Origin of the sequence: Pseudomonas sp. MBLB4123, from assembly GCF_051904775.1 — a bacterium.
Taxonomy (GTDB): Bacteria; Pseudomonadota; Gammaproteobacteria; order Pseudomonadales; family Pseudomonadaceae; genus Aquipseudomonas; species Aquipseudomonas benzenivorans_B.
Genome location: NZ_CP196711.1, coordinates 1560945 through 1577512, shown reverse-complemented (window position 1 = coordinate 1577512; position 16568 = coordinate 1560945). Strand labels below are relative to the sequence as shown.

The window sequence follows — 16568 nt, the reverse complement described above, 5'->3', positions numbered from 1 at the left end:
CGCCCCCGCTTGAGGTCCGCTCAGGAGGCGAGCGTGTGCAGCTCGGGGGCCGCCGCGGCGCTTGCCGTGGGCACCTGGGCGCCGGGCTGCAGGCAGTCCTCGAGGATCATGGCGCTGGCCTTCTCCGCGATCATCACCACCGGGACGTTGGTATTGCCCGAGACCAGGGTCGGCATGATCGAGCAGTCGACCACGCGCAGCCCCTGCAGGCCGTGCACGCGCAGGCGCGCATCGACCACCGCGAGGGGGTCGTTGCCCATCTTGCAGGTGCCGGAGGGGTGGAAGATGGTCGCCCCGTACTGGCGGCAGAACTCGAGGATCTGCGCGTCGCTCTGCTGCTCGCTGCCGGGACGGTACTCGCGGCGGATCAGGCGCTTGAGCGGTCCCGTCTCGGCCAGGCGGCGGGTCAGGCGTACCGCCGCGATCACGGTCTGGCGGTCCAGTTCTGTGGACAGGTAGTTGGGCTGCATCGACGGCGGCTGCAGCGGGTCGGTGGAGGTGATGCGCACATGGCCGCGGCTCTCCGGGCGCAGCTGGCAGACCGACAGGGTGAAGCCGGAGAAGGGGTGCACGCTGCCGCCGGCGGAGTCGGCGCTGAGGGTGCCGAAATGGTACTGGATGTCCGGGGTGCGGCTTTGCGCCAGGGCCCGGGTGAACAGTCCGCCCTGGTTGATGCCGATGGCCAAGGGCCCGCTGCGGGTGAGCAGCCATTGCAGGCCCATGCGCAGCTTGCGCCATGGCGAGCGCAGGTCGTCGTTGGTGGTGATGGGCTGGCTGCATTCGTAGATCAGGCGAATCTGCAGGTGGTCCTGCAGGTTCTCGCCCACCCCGGGCAGGACCTGCACCGGGGCGATGCCGAACTGCGCGAGCAGCTCGGCCGGACCGACGCCGGACAGCTGCAGCAGCTGCGGCGACTGCAGCGCACCGGCGCTGAGAATCACCTCGCGGCGGGCGCGCACGGTCAGCGATTGGCCGTTCTGGCGGTAGCGCACGCCGACGGCGCGCTTGCCCTCGAACAGTACCTTTTCCGCATGGGCCAGGGCCTCGATGGTCAGGTTCGCGCGGCGCTTGGCGGGGCGCAGGTAAGCCACCGCGGTGCTGCAGCGCAGGCCGTTGCGGGTGGTCAGCTGGTAGTAGCCGACGCCTTCCTGGTCGCCGCCGTTGAAGTCCTCGGTGCGGGGGATGCCGAGCTCGTTGGCCGCCGCGATGAAGCTCTCGGTGAGCGGGTGGCGTGCCTTGATGCTCGAGGCCGACAGGGGGCCGTCGGTGCCGCGGGTGGGGCCCGGGCCGAGGTCGTTGCATTCGGCGCGGCGGAAGTAGGGCAGCACCTCGTCCCAGCTCCAACCTTGGTTTCCGGCGCGGGCCCAGGCATCGTAATCCTCGCGCTGGCCGCGAATGTAGATCAGGCCGTTGATCGAGCTGCAGCCGCCGAACACCCGGCCGCGCGGCCAGTAGATGCGGCGGCCGTTCATACCGGGGTCCGGGTCGGTGTAGAAGCCCCAGTTGTAGACGGGGTGAAACATGGTCTTGGCGTAGCCGATCGGGATGTGGATCCACGGATAGCGATCCGCAGGTCCGGCCTCGAGCAGGCAAACGCTGTATCGTCCGTTCTCGCTGAGTCGATTCGCCAGCACACAACCGGCGGAACCGGCACCGACAACGACGAAGTCATAGGCGCGTGACATTCGAAATCCTCTTGTTTTTATAGGCGTGAAACCGAACAGCAGGATTAAAGTAGAACAGAGCGGTCCATTTTTGTGGTGCCAGCCGCAGGAGGCGAGTGAGGCCACTCGCCAATTTTGCGCCGGAATGTCAGGGTATTCTCTTGTAAATTAATGGCTTGGCTCGATACTCAACTCGATGCGGATTTTTTGATAATGGAACAAAATGATTCAAAATTATCAGGAGTGGTCTCCGGTGACGCCGGCAGCGGCCCGGATCGCAGCCTGCGTGCCCTGTTGCTGTTGGAGATAGTCGCCACGGCCGACGGGCCCTTGTCGCTCGCCCAGCTGAGCGAGCGCCTGGATGCGCCCAAGGCCACGCTGCTGCGCCTGCTGGGGGCGCTGGAGCGGCTCGGCTTTCTGTTGCGCGAGGTGGACGAGAAGACCTATCTGCTCGGCCCGCGGGCCGGGCGTCTGGGGCTGCGGCTGCTGCGCAACGAGGTGGTGCTGCAGCGGCACCGCCTGGTGCTGCGGGCGCTGGTGCGCGAACTGGGTGAGACCTGCAACCTGACGGCCCTGGACGGCGATCGGGTGATCTACATCGATCGTGTCGAAACCAGCGAGCCCCTGCGCCTGCACGTCCAGCCCGGCACCCATGTGCCGCTGCACTGCACGGCCAGCGGCAAGCTGTTCCTCGCCGAGATGCCGGCGGCGCGCCGCCGCGCGCTGCTCGCGGGGCTCGAGCTGAGTCCGCAGACCGACCGCAGCATCACTGAACTCGACCTGCTGGAGAGCGAGCTGGGCCGCATCCACGCCCGCGGCGTGGGCATCGACAGCGAAGAGTTCGTCAGGGGGATGGTGGCCGTGGCGGTGCCGATCAGGAATGCCGAGGGCCACTGCGTGGCCGGCCTGGCCTGCCATGCGCCCACGGCGCGCAAGAGCCTCAACGAGCTGCTCGACTACGTACCGCAGCTACAGGCTGCTGCCGCCCAACTGGCCGAGTCCTTCGCCCTGCCGGAAGCCGGTGCCTGAGGGGGCGGCGCTGGCGGGCGGCTAGTTTGGTGCGTTGAGGTGGCGCCTCCCGGTGGTGGCGTCGATATGGCTTGGGGCGCCGGGCATGTGCGTATAATGATCGGCTTTTTCTTTGGGACTGCGAGGTGGGTCATGCGCGAGCAATTGCTGGCGGCCGAGAAGGTCAAGGCTATCGAGTGGCGCGAGGGTGCGCTGCATCTGCTCGATCAGCGCGTGTTGCCGCTCGAGGAAGTCTGGCACGCCTATCGCTCGGCTGCCGAGGTGGCCGAGGCGATTCGGGCGATGGTGGTGCGCGGTGCGCCGGCCATCGGCATCAGCGCCGCCTACGGCCTGGTGCTGGGCGCTCGGGCGCGGCTGGCGGCGGGCGGCGACTGGCGCGCGGCGCTGGAGGAGGACTTCCAGGTGTTGGCCGATTCGCGGCCGACCGCGGTCAATCTGTTCTGGGCGCTCAATCGCATGCGCGAGCGCCTGGAGCGTTTGAAGGAGGGCGAGGACCCGCTGCTGGCGCTGGAGGCCGAGGCGCATGGCATCCATCAGAGCGACCGCGAGGCCAACCTGACCATGGCGCAGCTCGGCGTCGAGCTGATCCGCAAGCACCAGGGTAACCAGCAGAACCTGCTGACCCACTGCAATACCGGGGCGCTGGCCACTGGCGGCTTCGGGACCGCGCTGGGGGTGATTCGCGCCGCCTACCTCGATGGCCTGGTCGAACGCGTCTATGCCGACGAGACCCGGCCCTGGCTGCAGGGCTCGCGCCTGACCGCCTGGGAGCTGGCCAACGAGGGGGTGCCGGTGAGCCTGAACGCCGATTCGGCGGCGGCCCATCTGATGAAGACCAAGGGCATCACCTGGGTCATAGTCGGCGCCGACCGCATCACCGCCAACGGCGACGTGGCCAACAAGATCGGCACCTACCAGCTGGCGGTCAACGCCATGCACCACGGCGTGCGTTTCATGGTGGTGGCGCCCAGCTCGACCATCGACATGGCCCTGGAGAGTGGCGAGGACATCCCCATCGAGGAGCGCGACGGTCGCGAGCTGCTGGAGGTGGGCGGCAAGCACGTGGCGGCGGGCGTCGACGCGGTCAATCCGGTGTTCGACGTGACCCCTGCCGACCTGATCGACTTCATCGTCACCGAAAAGGGCGTGGTGGAGCGTCCGGACGCGGCGAAGATGGCCCAGCTCATGTGTCGCAAGCGCCTGCACTGAGTGGTTGCCCGGGCCGGGCCTGGGGATAGGTGCGGGGCGGTGATTGTGGTACACTCCGGCGGTTTTCAGGGGTGCCCTCCGCGGGCGCCTCGACTGCGCAGATACATGGCATAACTCATTGATTTGTCGTGAGTCGTTGCTGGCCTAGGGCCACGGCGGCAAGCTTCGCGTCGTTCAGGATGAATGGGGCGGAGTTTCACCAGAAAAAGGAACCAGGCTACTCATGGGCGAACTGGCCAAAGAAATCCTCCCGGTCAATATCGAAGACGAACTGCAGCAGTCCTACCTCGACTACGCGATGAGCGTGATCGTCGGGCGGGCCCTGCCGGATGCGCGCGATGGCTTGAAGCCCGTGCACCGTCGCGTACTCTTCGCAATGAGTGAGCTGGGCAACGACTGGAACAAGCCGTACAAGAAGTCCGCCCGTGTGGTCGGTGACGTGATCGGTAAGTACCACCCCCACGGCGACACGGCGGTGTACGACACCATCGTGCGCATGGCCCAGCCGTTCTCCCTGCGTTACCTGCTGGTCGACGGCCAGGGCAACTTCGGTTCGGTGGACGGCGACAACGCCGCGGCCATGCGCTACACCGAAGTGCGCATGACCAAGCTGGCCCACGAGCTGCTGGCCGACCTGCACAAGGAAACCGTGGACTGGGTGCCGAACTACGACGGCACCGAGCAGATCCCCGCGGTCATGCCGACCAAGATTCCCAACCTGCTGGTCAACGGCTCCAGCGGTATCGCCGTGGGCATGGCCACCAACATCCCGCCGCACAACCTCTCGGAGGTCATCGACGGCTGCCTGGCGCTGATCGACAACAGCGAGCTGACGGTCGACGAGCTGATGCAGTACATCCCCGGCCCGGACTTTCCGACCGCGGCGATCATCAACGGCCGCGCCGGCATCATCGAGGCGTATCGCACGGGCAGGGGGCGCATCTATATCCGTGCCCGCGCCGAGGTCGAGGACATCGACAAGGTCGGCGGCCGCCAGCAGATCGTGGTCACCGAGCTGCCCTACCAGCTGAACAAGGCGCGCCTGATCGAGAAGATCGCCGAGCTGGTCAAGGAGAAGAAGCTCGAGGGCATCACCGAGCTGCGCGACGAGTCGGACAAGGACGGCATGCGCATCGTCATCGAGCTGCGCCGCGGCGAGGTGCCGGAGGTGATCCTCAACAACCTCTATGCCCAGACCCAGATGCAGAGCGTGTTCGGCATCAACGTGGTGGCCCTGATCGACGGCCAGCCGAAGGTGCTCAACCTCAAGGACATGCTCGAGGCCTTCATCCTGCACCGCCGCGAGGTGGTGACCCGGCGCACCGTGTTCGAGTTGCGCAAGGCGCGCGAGCGCGGGCACATCCTCGAAGGCCAGGCGGTGGCGCTGTCCAACATCGACCCGGTGATCGCCCTGATCAAGGCCTCGCCGACCCCGGCCGAAGCCAAGGAGGCGCTGGTCTCCACGCCCTGGGAATCCAGCGCGGTGGAGGCCATGGTCGAGCGCGCCGGCGCCGAGGCCTGCCGCCCCGAGGACCTGGACCCGCAGTACGGCCTGCGCGACGGCAAGTACCATCTGTCGCCGGAGCAGGCCCAGGCCATTCTCGACCTGCGCCTGCACCGCCTGACCGGCCTGGAGCACGAGAAGCTGTTGGCCGAGTACCAGGAGATCCTCACCCAGATCGGCGAGCTGATCCGCATCCTCACCGACGCGGTGCGTCTGATGGAGGTGATCCGCGAGGAGCTGGAAGCGGTCAAGGCCGAGTTCGGCGATGCCCGTCGCACCGAGATCCTCGACACCCGCCTGGACCTGACCCTGGCCGACCTGATCACCGAAGAAGAGCGGGTCGTGACCATCTCCCACGGCGGCTATGCCAAGAGCCAGCCGCTGGCCGCCTACCAGGCCCAGCGCCGCGGCGGCAAGGGCAAGTCGGCGACCGGGATCAAGGACGAGGACTACATCGAACACCTGCTGGTCGCCAACAGCCATGCCACCCTGCTGCTGTTCTCCAGCAAGGGCAAGGTGTACTGGTTGAAGACCTACGAGATTCCCGAGGCCTCCCGCGCCGCCCGTGGCCGCCCGCTGGTCAACCTGCTGCCGCTGGACGAGGGCGAGCGCATCACCGCGATGCTGCAGATCGACCTGGAAGCCCTGCAGCAGAGTGCCGGCAACGAAGACGAGCTGGATGAGGCGCTGGAAGGCGAGGTGATCGAAGGCGAAGTGGTCGAGGACGGCGATGGCGAAACGGGCGACGATGAGCAGGACGAGCCGACCGGCGCCTACATCTTCATGGCCACCGCCAAGGGCACGGTGAAGAAGACCCCGCTGGTGCAGTTCAGCCGACCGCGCAGCACCGGCCTGATCGCCCTGAAGTTGGACGAGGACGACACCCTGATCGCCGCCGCCGTCACCGACGGTGCCCGTGAGGTGATGCTGTTTTCCGACGGCGGTAAGGTCATCCGCTTCAAGGAGAAGCACGTGCGCACCATGGGCCGTACCGCCCGCGGCGTACGCGGCATGCGCCTGGCCGAAGGCCAGCAGATCATCTCCATGCTGATTCCCGAGCCCGGCGCGCAGATCCTCACCGCCTCCGAGCGCGGCTACGGCAAGCGCACCGAGATGGCCGAGTTCCCGCGCCGCGGGCGCGGCGGCCAGGGCGTCATCGCCATGGTCAGCAACGAGCGCAACGGCCCGCTGGTCGGTGCGGTGCAGGTGCTCGACGGCGAGGAGATCATGCTGATTTCCGACCAGGGCACCCTGGTGCGTACCCGCGCCGGCGAGGTCTCCAGCCTGGGGCGCAATACCCAGGGCGTGACCCTGATCAAGCTGGCCAAGGACGAGAAGCTGGTGGGCCTGGAGCGCGTGCAGGAGCCGTCTGCGGAAGAGGACGAGGAACTGGACGAGGACGAGACCATGGCCGCGATGGCGGCCGAGACGGAAGGTGGGGCGGCCGACGAGAGCCCGCTCGGCGAGGAATGATGCGCCTGGGCGGGATGCTCCCGCCCGTCGCGGCGTAGGAATCGGCGGATGTCCATGACGGGCCTGTCCGCGCAACATTTGAGCGAGAGTGGATGTGAGCAAGCGAGCCTTTAATTTTTGCGCCGGCCCGGCCGCGCTTCCGGAAGCTGTTCTGCAACGCGCCCAGGCGGAGCTCCTCGACTGGCAGGGCAAGGGCCTGTCGGTGATGGAGATGAGCCATCGCAGCGATGAGTACATGGCCATCGCCGCCAAGGCCGAGCAGGACCTGCGCGAGCTGCTCGCCATCCCCTCGAACTACAAGGTGCTGTTCCTCCAGGGCGGCGCCAGCCAGCAGTTCGCCGAGATCCCGCTGAACCTTTTGCCCGAAGAGGGCGTGGCCGATTACGTCGACACCGGCATCTGGTCGAAGAAGGCCATCGAAGAGGGGCGGCGCTTCGGTAATGTCAAGGTGGCGGCCAGTGCCAAGGCCTACGACTATTTCGCCATTCCCGGGCAGAACGAGTGGCAGCTGTCGAAGGGCGCTTCCTACCTGCACTACACGCCGAACGAGACCATCGGCGGGCTGGAGTTCGACTGGGTTCCCGAGGTCGGCGAGGTACCGCTGGTGGCGGACATGTCCTCGGACATCCTTTCGCGTGAGATCGATGTGTCGAAGTTCGGCCTGATCTATGCCGGTGCGCAGAAGAACATCGGTCCTTCCGGCCTGGTGGTGGTGATCGTCCGTGAGGACCTGCTCGGCCGCGCCCGCAGTGCCTGCCCGACCATGCTCAACTACAAGGTCGCCGCCGACAACGGCTCGATGTACAACACTCCGGCGACCTTCTCCTGGTACCTGTCGGGCCTGGTGTTCGAGTGGCTCAAGGAGCAGGGTGGCGTCGAGGCGATGGAGCAGCGTAACCGTGCCAAGAAAGACCTGCTGTACGGGGTCATCGACAGCAGCGAGCTGTACAGCAACCCTATTAGTCATAACGCCCGCTCCTGGATGAACGTGCCGTTCCGCCTGGCCGACGAGCGCCTGGATCAGCCGTTCCTCGCCGGCGCCGAGGCCCGTGGCCTGCTCAACCTCAAGGGCCACCGCTCGGTCGGCGGCATGCGCGCCTCCATCTATAACGCCGTGGGCCTCGACGCGGTGCAGGCGCTGGTGGCCTACATGACCGAGTTCGAGAAGGAGCACGGCTGATGACGGAAGTAATCTCCGAGCAGGAACTGCAGGCCCTGCGCCTGCGCATCGACAGTCTCGACGAGAAGATTCTCGAGCTGATCAGCGACCGTGCGCGCTGCGCCGAGGAGGTCGCACGGGTCAAGATGAAGGCCCTGCCGGAAGGCGAGAAGCCGGTGTTCTACCGCCCCGAGCGCGAGGCCCAGGTGCTCAAGCGCATCATGGAGCGCAACAAGGGGCCGCTGGACAACGAGGAGATGGCGCGGCTGTTCCGCGAGATCATGTCCTCCTGCCTGGCCCTGGAGAACCCGCTCAAGGTCGCCTACCTCGGCCCCGAGGGAACCTTCTCCCAGGCCGCGGCGATGAAGCACTTCGGTCACGCGGTGATCAGCGTGCCGATGGCGGCCATCGACGAGGTGTTCCGCGAGGTGGCCGCAGGCGCGGTCAACTTCGGCGTGGTGCCGGTGGAGAATTCCACCGAGGGGGCGATCAACCACACCCTGGACAGCTTCCTCGAGCACGACATGGTCATCTGCGGCGAGGTCGAGCTGCGCATCCACCACCACCTGCTGGTCGGCGAAACCACCAAGACCGACAAGATCACCCGCATCTACTCCCACGCCCAGTCCCTGGCCCAGTGCCGCAAGTGGCTGGATGCGCACTACCCGAACGTCGAGCGCGTGGCCGTGTCGAGCAATGCCGATGCGGCCAAGCGGGTGAAGAGCGAGTGGAATTCGGCGGCGATCGCCGGTGACATGGCGGCCAACCTCTACGGTCTGACCAAGCTGGCGGAGAAGATCGAGGACCGCCCGGACAACTCCACGCGCTTTCTCATCATCGGCAGCCAGGAAGTGCCGCCGACCGGCGACGACAAGACCTCGGTCATCGTGTCCATGCGCAACAAGCCGGGCGCGCTGCACGAACTGCTGGTGCCTTTCCACAACAACGGCATCGACCTGACCCGTATCGAGACCCGGCCGTCGCGCAGCGGCAAGTGGACCTACGTGTTCTTCATCGATTTCGTCGGCCATCACCGCGATCCGCTGATCAAGGACGTGCTGGAGAAGATCAATCAGGAAGCCGTGGCGCTCAAGGTGCTGGGCTCCTACCCCAAGGCGGTGCTCTAGGCCGGTGCTCGTCCCGGGCGCTGCTCCGGGCCTGCGGCGACTCCATCGCGACGCACAGCTTGTGCGGGGCGGATCGACAAGAGGCAAGCAATGAGCTGTGATTTCCTCGCCCTGGCCCAGCCAGGCGTACAGAAGCTGTCGCCCTACGTGCCGGGCAAGCCGGTCGACGAGTTGGCGCGCGAGCTGAATCTCGACCCGGCCGGCATCGTCAAGCTGGCCAGTAACGAAAACCCCCTGGGCCCCAGCCCCAAGGCGCTGGAGGCGATTCGTGGCGAGCTGGCCGAGCTGACCCGCTATCCCGACGGCAACGGCTTCGAGCTCAAGCGCCGCCTGGCCGAGCGCTGCGGCGTGCAGGCCGCTCAGGTGACCCTCGGCAACGGTTCCAACGATGTGCTCGACCTGGTCGCCCGCGCCTACCTGGCGCCGGGGCTGAATGCGGTGTTCAGCCAGTTCGCCTTCGCCGTCTACCCCATCGCCACCCAGGCGGTCGGCGCCGAGGGCAGGGCGGTGCCGGCCAGGGACTTCGGTCACGATCTGGAGGCCATGCTGGCGGCCATCGACGACCAGACCCGCGTGGTGTTCGTCGCCAACCCCAACAACCCCACGGGCACCTGGTTCGGCCCGCAGGCGTTGAGCGACTTCCTCGCCCGGGTGCCGGAGAGCGTGCTGGTGGTGCTGGACGAGGCCTATATCGAGTATGCCCGGGGCGACGAGTTGCCCAATGGCCTCGACTACCTGGCTCAATACCCGAACTTGCTGGTATCGCGCACCTTCTCCAAGGCTTATGGCCTGGCGGCGTTGCGGGTCGGTTACGCCGTCAGTTCCGTGCAGGTCGCCGAGGTGCTCAATCGCGTGCGCCAGCCCTTCAACGTCAACAGCCTGGCCCTGGCTGCGGCCTGCGCCGCGCTGGATGACGACGACTACCTGCAGCGTAGCCGCCAGGCCAACGACGCCGGCATGGCGCAGCTGGAGGAGGGCTTGCGCGCCCTGGGGCTGAGTTGGATTCCGTCGCGGGGCAACTTCATCGCGGTGGACTTTGGCCGCGATACCGCCGCGCTCAACCAGGCGTTGCTGCGCGAAGGGGTGATCGTTCGCCCGGTGGCCGGCTATGGCATGCCCCATCATCTGCGGGTGTCGATCGGCACGGAGCAGGAGAACAGCCGCTTCCTCGCGTCCTTGGCCAAGGTGCTGGGCGCGTGAGCGAGGTCAAGGCCGGTGCCGTTACCCAGTCCGCAGCCCCGATGATCGGTCGCCTGGTGGTGATCGGCCTCGGCCTGATCGGCGGCTCCTTCGCCAAGGGCCTGCGCGAGCGCGGCCTGTGTCGCGAGGTGGTGGGCGTCGATCTGGATCCCGAGTCGCGGCGCATGGCCGTCGAGCTGGGGGTGGTCGACCGTTGCGAAGAGCGGCTGGCCATCGCCTGCGAGGGGGCCGAGGTGATTCAGCTGGCGGTGCCCATCCTGGCCATGGAGAAGCTGCTGGGCCAGCTGGCCGGGCTCGAGCTCGGCGATGCGGTACTCACCGATGTCGGCAGTGCCAAGGGCAATGTGGTGCGCGCCGCGCGCCTGGCCTTCGTCGACAAGCCGGTGCGTTTCGTGCCGGGCCATCCGATCGCCGGTTCCGAGCAGAGCGGCGTCGAGGCGGCCAACGGAGAACTGTTCCGCCGGCACAAGGTGATCCTGACTCCCTGCGAGCGCAGCGACGAGCGGGCTCTGGTGCTGGTCGATGCCCTGTGGCGCGAGCTGGGCGCCGATGTCGAGCAGATGCAGGTCGAGCACCATGATCAGGTGCTCGCCGCCACCAGCCATCTGCCGCACCTGCTGGCATTCGGTCTGGTCGACTCGCTGGCCAAACGCAGCGAGAATCTGGAGATATTCCGCTACGCCGCCGGCGGCTTTCGCGATTTCACGCGAATTGCCGGCAGCGACCCGGTGATGTGGCACGACATCTTCCTCGCCAACCGCGAGGCCGTGCTGCACACCCTGGACGTATTTCGCGACGACCTCGACGCCCTGCGCGATGCGGTCGACGCTGGGGACGGGCATCAACTGCTGGGCGTGTTCACCCGCGCCCGGGTGGCCCGCGAGCATTTCGGCAAAATTCTGGCCCGCAGGGCCTATGTGGACGCTATGCACTCGAACGATCTGATTTTCCTGGCTAACCCTGGTGGCAAACTGACCGGACGGATTCGCGTTCCCGGCGACAAATCCATCTCGCACCGCTCGATCATGCTCGGCTCCCTGGCCGAAGGCACCACCGAGGTGGAAGGCTTCCTCGAGGGCGAGGATGCCCTGGCGACCCTGCAGGCCTTCCGCGACATGGGCGTGGTGATCGAGGGCCCGCACCACGGCCGGGTGACCATCCACGGCGTCGGCCTGCACGGCCTGCAGGCGCCCCCCGGCCCCATCTACCTGGGCAACTCCGGCACCTCCATGCGTCTGCTTGCCGGCCTGCTCGCCGCGCAGCCCTTCGACACCACCCTGACCGGCGACGCCTCGCTGTCCAAGCGGCCGATGAACCGGGTGGCCAAGCCGCTGCGGGAGATGGGCGCGGAGATCGAGACCGCCGCCGAGGGGCGTCCGCCCATGACCATCCGCGGCGGCCGCCGCCTGGGCGGCATGACCTATCAGATGCCCATGGCCAGCGCCCAGGTGAAGTCCTGCCTGCTGCTCGCCGGGCTCTACGCGGCGAACTCGACCACGGTGATCGAGCCGGCGCCGACCCGCGACCATACCGAGCGCATGCTGCAGGGGTTCGGCTACCCGGTGACGGTCGAGGGCAGCAGCGCGACAGTCGAGTCCGGACACAAACTGGTGGCCACCCGCATCGAGGTGCCGGCGGATATCTCCTCGGCGGCCTTCTTCCTGGTCGCCGGTAGCATCGCCGAGGATTCCGAACTGGTGCTGGAGCATGTCGGCATCAACCCGACCCGCACCGGGGTGATCGACATCCTCAAGCTGATGGGCGGCGATATCAGCCTGGAAAACCAGCGCGAGGTGGGCGGCGAGCCGGTGGCCGACATCCGCGTGCGTTCGGCCAAACTCAAGGGCATCGACATCCCGGAAGACCTGGTGCCGCTGGCCATCGACGAGTTCCCGGTGCTGTTCGTCGCCGCGTCCTGCGCCGAGGGCCGCACCGTGCTGCGCGGCGCCGAGGAGCTGCGGGTCAAGGAGTCCGACCGCATCCAGGTCATGGCCGACGGCCTGCAGGCGCTGGGGATCAAGGCCGAGCCGACCCCGGACGGCATCGTCATCGAGGGCGGCGGCATCGGCGGGGGCGAGGTCTACAGCCACGGCGACCACCGCATCGCCATGTCCTTCAGCGTGGCCTCGCTGCGCGCCAGTGCGCCGATTCGCATCCATGACTGTGCCAACGTCGCCACCTCCTTCCCGAACTTCCTCGCGCTGGCCGCGCAGGTCGGCATCCGTGTCGCCGAGGAGGGTAAGTCATGACTGCCGTGGCGCCGGTGATCGCGATCGACGGACCGAGCGGTTCGGGCAAGGGCACCATCGCCGGCCTGCTGGCCCGGCAGCTGGGCTGGAGCCTGCTGGACTCCGGCGCCCTGTACCGTTTGCTGGCCTTCGCGGCGGGCAACCACGGGGTGGATCTGACCAACGAGGAGGCGATGAAGGTGCTCGCCGCCCATCTGGACGTGCAGTTCAATGCGGCCACCGATGACCAGGGGCAGCGCATCATCCTCGAGGGCGAGGACGTCACCGACCTGATCCGCAACGAACAGATCGGCGCCGGTGCCTCGCAGGTGGCCTCGCTGCCGGCCGTGCGCGAGGCGCTGCTGCAGCGCCAGCGGGCGTTCCAGGAGCTGCCCGGGCTGGTGGCCGATGGCCGCGACATGGGCACCGTGGTGTTCCCCGACGCGCCGCTGAAGATCTTCCTCACCGCCAGTGCCGAGGAGCGTGCCAGGCGCCGCTACTTGCAGTTGAAGGCCAAGGGCGATGATGTTAATCTCGCGAGTCTTCTCGACGAGATTCGTGCGCGCGACGAGCGCGACACCCAACGCGCCGTGGCGCCGCTCAAGCCGGCCGCCGATGCGATCCAGTTGGATTCCACCGAACTCTCGATAGAGCAGGTGCTTGAACGTATTCTGCGCGAAGTCGCCGATCGCGACCTCGCCGGGTGAAAGAGCTGCGGCTTAGGCCGAAGGGCTCGACAAGGAGGCATGCGGGAGACCAGTCCTAGTCCCGCAGGCCTCTTTTTACATGAACGAACCCACATTGTCTGGAGTGTGGATTGGGCAGATTCCCTGCCCTGAATCAACAGGAATCAACATGAGCGAAAGCTTCGCAGAACTATTTGAAGAAAGCCTGAAATCCCTCGATATGCAGCCGGGTGCCATCATCACCGGCATCGTGGTCGACATCGACGGTGACTGGGTCACCGTGCATGCCGGCCTGAAGTCCGAGGGCGTCATCCCGCTCGAGCAGTTCTTCAACGAACAAGGCGAGCTGACCATCAAGGTCGGTGACGAAGTCCATGTCGCGCTGGACGCGGTTGAAGATGGCTTCGGTGAAACCAAGCTGTCCCGCGAAAAAGCCAAGCGCGCCGAGTGCTGGATCGTTCTGGAAGCAGCTTTCGCCGCCGAGGAAGTGGTCAAGGGCGTTATCAACGGTAAGGTTAAGGGCGGCTTCACTGTCGACGTTAACGGCATCCGTGCGTTCCTGCCAGGTTCCTTGGTCGATGTCCGTCCGGTGCGTGATACCACCCACCTGGAAGGCAAAGAGCTCGAGTTCAAGGTCATCAAGCTGGACCAGAAGCGCAACAACGTTGTCGTTTCCCGCCGCAGCGTGCTGGAAGCCGAGAACAGCGCCGAGCGCGAGGCTCTGCTGGAGTCCCTGCAGGAAGGCCAGCAGGTCAAGGGTATCGTCAAGAACCTCACCGACTACGGCGCGTTCGTGGACCTGGGTGGCGTCGACGGCCTGCTGCACATCACCGACATGGCCTGGAAGCGCATCAAGCATCCGTCCGAGATCGTCAACGTTGGCGACGAGATCGACGTCAAGGTCCTGAAGTACGATCGCGAGCGCAACCGCGTCTCCCTCGGCCTGAAGCAGCTGGGCGAAGACCCGTGGGTCGCCATCAAGGCCCGTTACCCGGAGAGCACCCGCGTCATGGCGCGCGTGACCAACCTGACCGACTACGGCTGCTTCGCAGAGCTGGAAGAGGGCGTGGAAGGCCTGGTGCACGTTTCCGAAATGGACTGGACCAACAAGAACATCCACCCGTCGAAAGTCGTTCAGGTTGGCGACGAAGTGGAAGTCATGGTTCTGGACATCGACGAAGAGCGTCGTCGTATCTCCCTGGGTATCAAGCAGTGCAAGACCAACCCGTGGGAAGATTTCTCCAGCCAGTTCAACAAGGGTGACAAGATCTCCGGCACCATCAAGTCGATCACCGATTTCGGTATCTTCATTGGTCTGGACGGCGGCATCGACGGCCTGGTTCACCTGTCCGACATCTCCTGGAACGAAGTGGGCGAAGAAGCCGTACGTCGTTTCAAGAAGGGCGACGAGCTGGAAACCGTCATCCTCTCCGTCGATCCGGAGCGCGAGCGCATCTCCCTGGGCATCAAGCAGCTGGAAGACGATCCGTTCTCCAACTACGTGTCGCTCAACGACAAGGGCACCATCGTTCGCGGTACCGTGAAAGAAGTTGACGCCAAGGGCGCCATCATCGATCTGGGCAACGACATCGAAGCTACGCTGAAGGCCTCCGAAATCAGCCGTGACCGCGTCGAAGACGCGCGCAACGTGCTGAAGGAAGGCGAAGAAGTCGAAGCCAAGATCATCAGCGTTGACCGCAAGAGCCGCGTGATCAGCCTGTCCATCAAGTCCAAGGACGTCGAGGACGAGAAGGAGGCGATCAAGGAAATGCGCAGCAAGCAGGAAGTCGAAACTTCCGGTCCGACCACCATCGGTGATCTGATTCGTGCGCAGATGGAAAACCAGAACTAAGTTCGGGTGATCTTGAAAAAGGGCGACTTCGGTCGCCCTTTTTTGTGCTTGCGATTTAATCCGAGGGGGCGAGGAGAGTGGCGCTCTATCTGCCGGCAACTCGCGAATCGAGTCTGGAATGCTCGGCCAGCATCGCTAACACCTTGTTTTTTGGGCTGTTCAAATGCTGACCAGCATGCTAAAACCATTCTATAGAGTGGTCTAGCCGCTTGAAAAAGAAGGGAAAACCATGACGAAGTCGGAGTTGATCGAACGAATTGTCACCCATCAGGGGCAGTTGTCCTCCAAGGATGTCGAGCTGGCGATCAAGACCATGCTGGAGCAGATGTCCCAGGCGCTGGCCACGGGTGATCGCATCGAGATTCGCGGCTTCGGCAGTTTCTCCTTGCATTACCGGGCGCCGCGGATCGGTCGCAATCCCAAGACGGGCCAGTCTGTGCGTCTGGACGGCAAGTTCGTGCCGCATTTCAAGCCGGGCAAAGAGCTGCGTGACCGGGTGAACGAGGACGAATAGGGCTCTGCTTCCTTCTCTTCTCGGTGAGCCTCCTGGTCGACGAATGCTGCAGGCCAGAGGCTTCGTGTTGTTGTTGCGGTTAGCTGCCGCGAATTCGCGCTAATCGGCCCAGTTTCCCGGCCTCTTCTTCGGCCCTTCATTCTGAAGGGTGTCCCCCCTGTAAGGCTGCTGCTTGGGGATAACACCAGCCTGTTCGCCCAGAGTCCTGAACCAGCCGGCTTCGCCTGATGCATAAGTTTGGTGGCAGGCCGTGCTGTCATTGCAGGCGCGCTTCCTCGATTGCGGGTGGCTGGCGGACTCGCTCGGCCGGTCTGTCCTCCTTGCTGTCGCCCGCGTCACAGACCCTGTCTCGCACAAGCTGCTGTTTCCCTGGTTGGCGCGTCCCAGCCAAGGCCCGCTCGGCAACTGCATAAGCGTGGCTAAGCCCCTCCAAAAAAATCGATCTCTGTGGGTATAGGTCGTCCTCAAGGGATCATGCAAACGGAGAGGAAATAGCCTGATAGGCGGTGTCCCGCTCCTGCCTAGTTGAATTTGTCCTTTTATATCAGTTGGATAGGTATCTTGTTGGTTATGTGTGTGCTGATCGACGGTATCTTGACAAGCCTGGCTAGCGGGACTTTAGTCAAATCGAGTGTGATTGTTGACGAAGCATTCTGTGCAGGAGAGGGCACCGTGGCTTACGTCAGCCGCCAACGATGAGAATCACGATGAGCAGAATCACCATGATGCTGTCTCCGCTAGGGCACTACTTCGATCCACTGCTGCGTGGACCACCTCATGCCTGAGGCTCAGCGCCTGGCGTTTGACTAGGCGCTGAAGGGACGATTCCAACTCTGGTCGGGTACCGATTGACTGAAGCAATCGGTTGCGGCGGCGTTCGGCCTTATCCCTGGCATTTCCAACTGTTTAGTACTGCACCGCTG

Annotated in this window: 11 protein-coding genes; 10 read left to right on the top strand and 1 reads right to left on the bottom strand. The window is 65.3% G+C overall.

Going from position 1 to position 16568, the window contains the following annotated elements:
- Positions 1–20: 20 nt before the first annotated feature.
- On the bottom strand, positions 21–1685 hold the full coding sequence (locus ACSX1C_RS07320; protein ID WP_439888882.1) for a GMC family oxidoreductase: 1665 nt from the start codon (positions 1683–1685) through the stop codon (positions 21–23).
- 192 nt (positions 1686–1877) lie between these two features.
- On the opposite strand from ACSX1C_RS07320, the gene ACSX1C_RS07315 reads away from it, so the two are divergent.
- The 10 genes from ACSX1C_RS07315 (at position 1878) to ihfB (ending at position 15645) form a co-directional block, all read left to right on the top strand.
- The gene (locus ACSX1C_RS07315) at positions 1878–2693 is read left to right on the top strand and encodes an IclR family transcriptional regulator (protein ID WP_439888881.1); all 816 of its coding nucleotides are present in this window, start codon (positions 1878–1880) and stop codon (positions 2691–2693) included.
- A gap of 132 nt (positions 2694–2825) precedes the next feature.
- Entirely contained in the window at positions 2826–3902 is a 1077-nt protein-coding gene (gene mtnA / locus ACSX1C_RS07310; protein ID WP_439888880.1) for an S-methyl-5-thioribose-1-phosphate isomerase, read from the top strand.
- Positions 3903–4125: 223 nt separating this feature from the next.
- Positions 4126–6879, top strand: coding sequence for a DNA gyrase subunit A (gene gyrA / locus ACSX1C_RS07305; RefSeq protein ID WP_439888879.1), 2754 nt, complete (start codon positions 4126–4128; stop codon positions 6877–6879).
- 94 nt (positions 6880–6973) lie between these two features.
- Positions 6974–8059 (top strand): 3-phosphoserine/phosphohydroxythreonine transaminase, encoded by a 1086-nt coding sequence (gene serC, locus ACSX1C_RS07300; protein ID WP_439888878.1) that lies wholly within the window; start codon positions 6974–6976, stop codon positions 8057–8059.
- Positions 8059–9165 (top strand): prephenate dehydratase, encoded by a 1107-nt coding sequence (gene pheA, locus ACSX1C_RS07295; protein ID WP_318645936.1) that lies wholly within the window; start codon positions 8059–8061, stop codon positions 9163–9165. Before serC ends, pheA begins: the two co-directional genes overlap by 1 nt.
- A gap of 90 nt (positions 9166–9255) precedes the next feature.
- Positions 9256–10365: a histidinol-phosphate transaminase gene (gene hisC, locus ACSX1C_RS07290; RefSeq protein ID WP_439888877.1), complete on the top strand. Its 1110-nt coding sequence runs from the start codon at positions 9256–9258 to the stop codon at positions 10363–10365.
- A 41-nt stretch (positions 10366–10406) separates the two neighbouring features.
- Positions 10407–12614, top strand: a complete 2208-nt coding sequence (locus ACSX1C_RS07285) for a bifunctional prephenate dehydrogenase/3-phosphoshikimate 1-carboxyvinyltransferase (protein ID WP_439889380.1) — start codon at positions 10407–10409, stop codon at positions 12612–12614.
- On the top strand, positions 12611–13300 hold the full coding sequence (gene cmk / locus ACSX1C_RS07280) for a (d)CMP kinase (protein ID WP_318645938.1): 690 nt from the start codon (positions 12611–12613) through the stop codon (positions 13298–13300). The genes ACSX1C_RS07285 and cmk overlap by 4 nt, the downstream gene beginning before the upstream one ends.
- Positions 13301–13448: 148 nt before the next feature.
- Positions 13449–15131 (top strand): 30S ribosomal protein S1, encoded by a 1683-nt coding sequence (rpsA, locus tag ACSX1C_RS07275; RefSeq protein WP_318645939.1) that lies wholly within the window; start codon positions 13449–13451, stop codon positions 15129–15131.
- 229 nt (positions 15132–15360) lie between these two features.
- Positions 15361–15645 carry an integration host factor subunit beta gene (ihfB, locus tag ACSX1C_RS07270; RefSeq protein ID WP_369959547.1) on the top strand — a complete coding sequence of 95 codons (285 nt, stop codon included), beginning with the start codon at positions 15361–15363 and terminating at the stop codon, positions 15643–15645.
- Positions 15646–16568 lie beyond the last annotated feature (923 nt).

Bases quoted from the DNA above. Each gene is read 5' to 3' on its own strand.
- ACSX1C_RS07320 (WP_439888882.1), bottom strand. From the start codon at position 1,685: ATGTCACGCGCCTATGACTTCGTCGTTGTCGGTGCCGGTTCCGCCGGT.
- ACSX1C_RS07315 (WP_439888881.1), top strand. From the start codon at position 1,878: ATGGAACAAAATGATTCAAAATTATCAGGAGTGGTCTCCGGTGACGCC.
- mtnA (WP_439888880.1), top strand. From the start codon at position 2,826: ATGCGCGAGCAATTGCTGGCGGCCGAGAAGGTCAAGGCTATCGAGTGG.
- gyrA (WP_439888879.1), top strand. From the start codon at position 4,126: ATGGGCGAACTGGCCAAAGAAATCCTCCCGGTCAATATCGAAGACGAA.
- pheA (WP_318645936.1), top strand. From the start codon at position 8,059: ATGACGGAAGTAATCTCCGAGCAGGAACTGCAGGCCCTGCGCCTGCGC.
- hisC (WP_439888877.1), top strand. From the start codon at position 9,256: ATGAGCTGTGATTTCCTCGCCCTGGCCCAGCCAGGCGTACAGAAGCTG.
- ACSX1C_RS07285 (WP_439889380.1), top strand. From the start codon at position 10,407: ATGATCGGTCGCCTGGTGGTGATCGGCCTCGGCCTGATCGGCGGCTCC.
- cmk (WP_318645938.1), top strand. From the start codon at position 12,611: ATGACTGCCGTGGCGCCGGTGATCGCGATCGACGGACCGAGCGGTTCG.
- rpsA (WP_318645939.1), top strand. From the start codon at position 13,449: ATGAGCGAAAGCTTCGCAGAACTATTTGAAGAAAGCCTGAAATCCCTC.
- ihfB (WP_369959547.1), top strand. From the start codon at position 15,361: ATGACGAAGTCGGAGTTGATCGAACGAATTGTCACCCATCAGGGGCAG.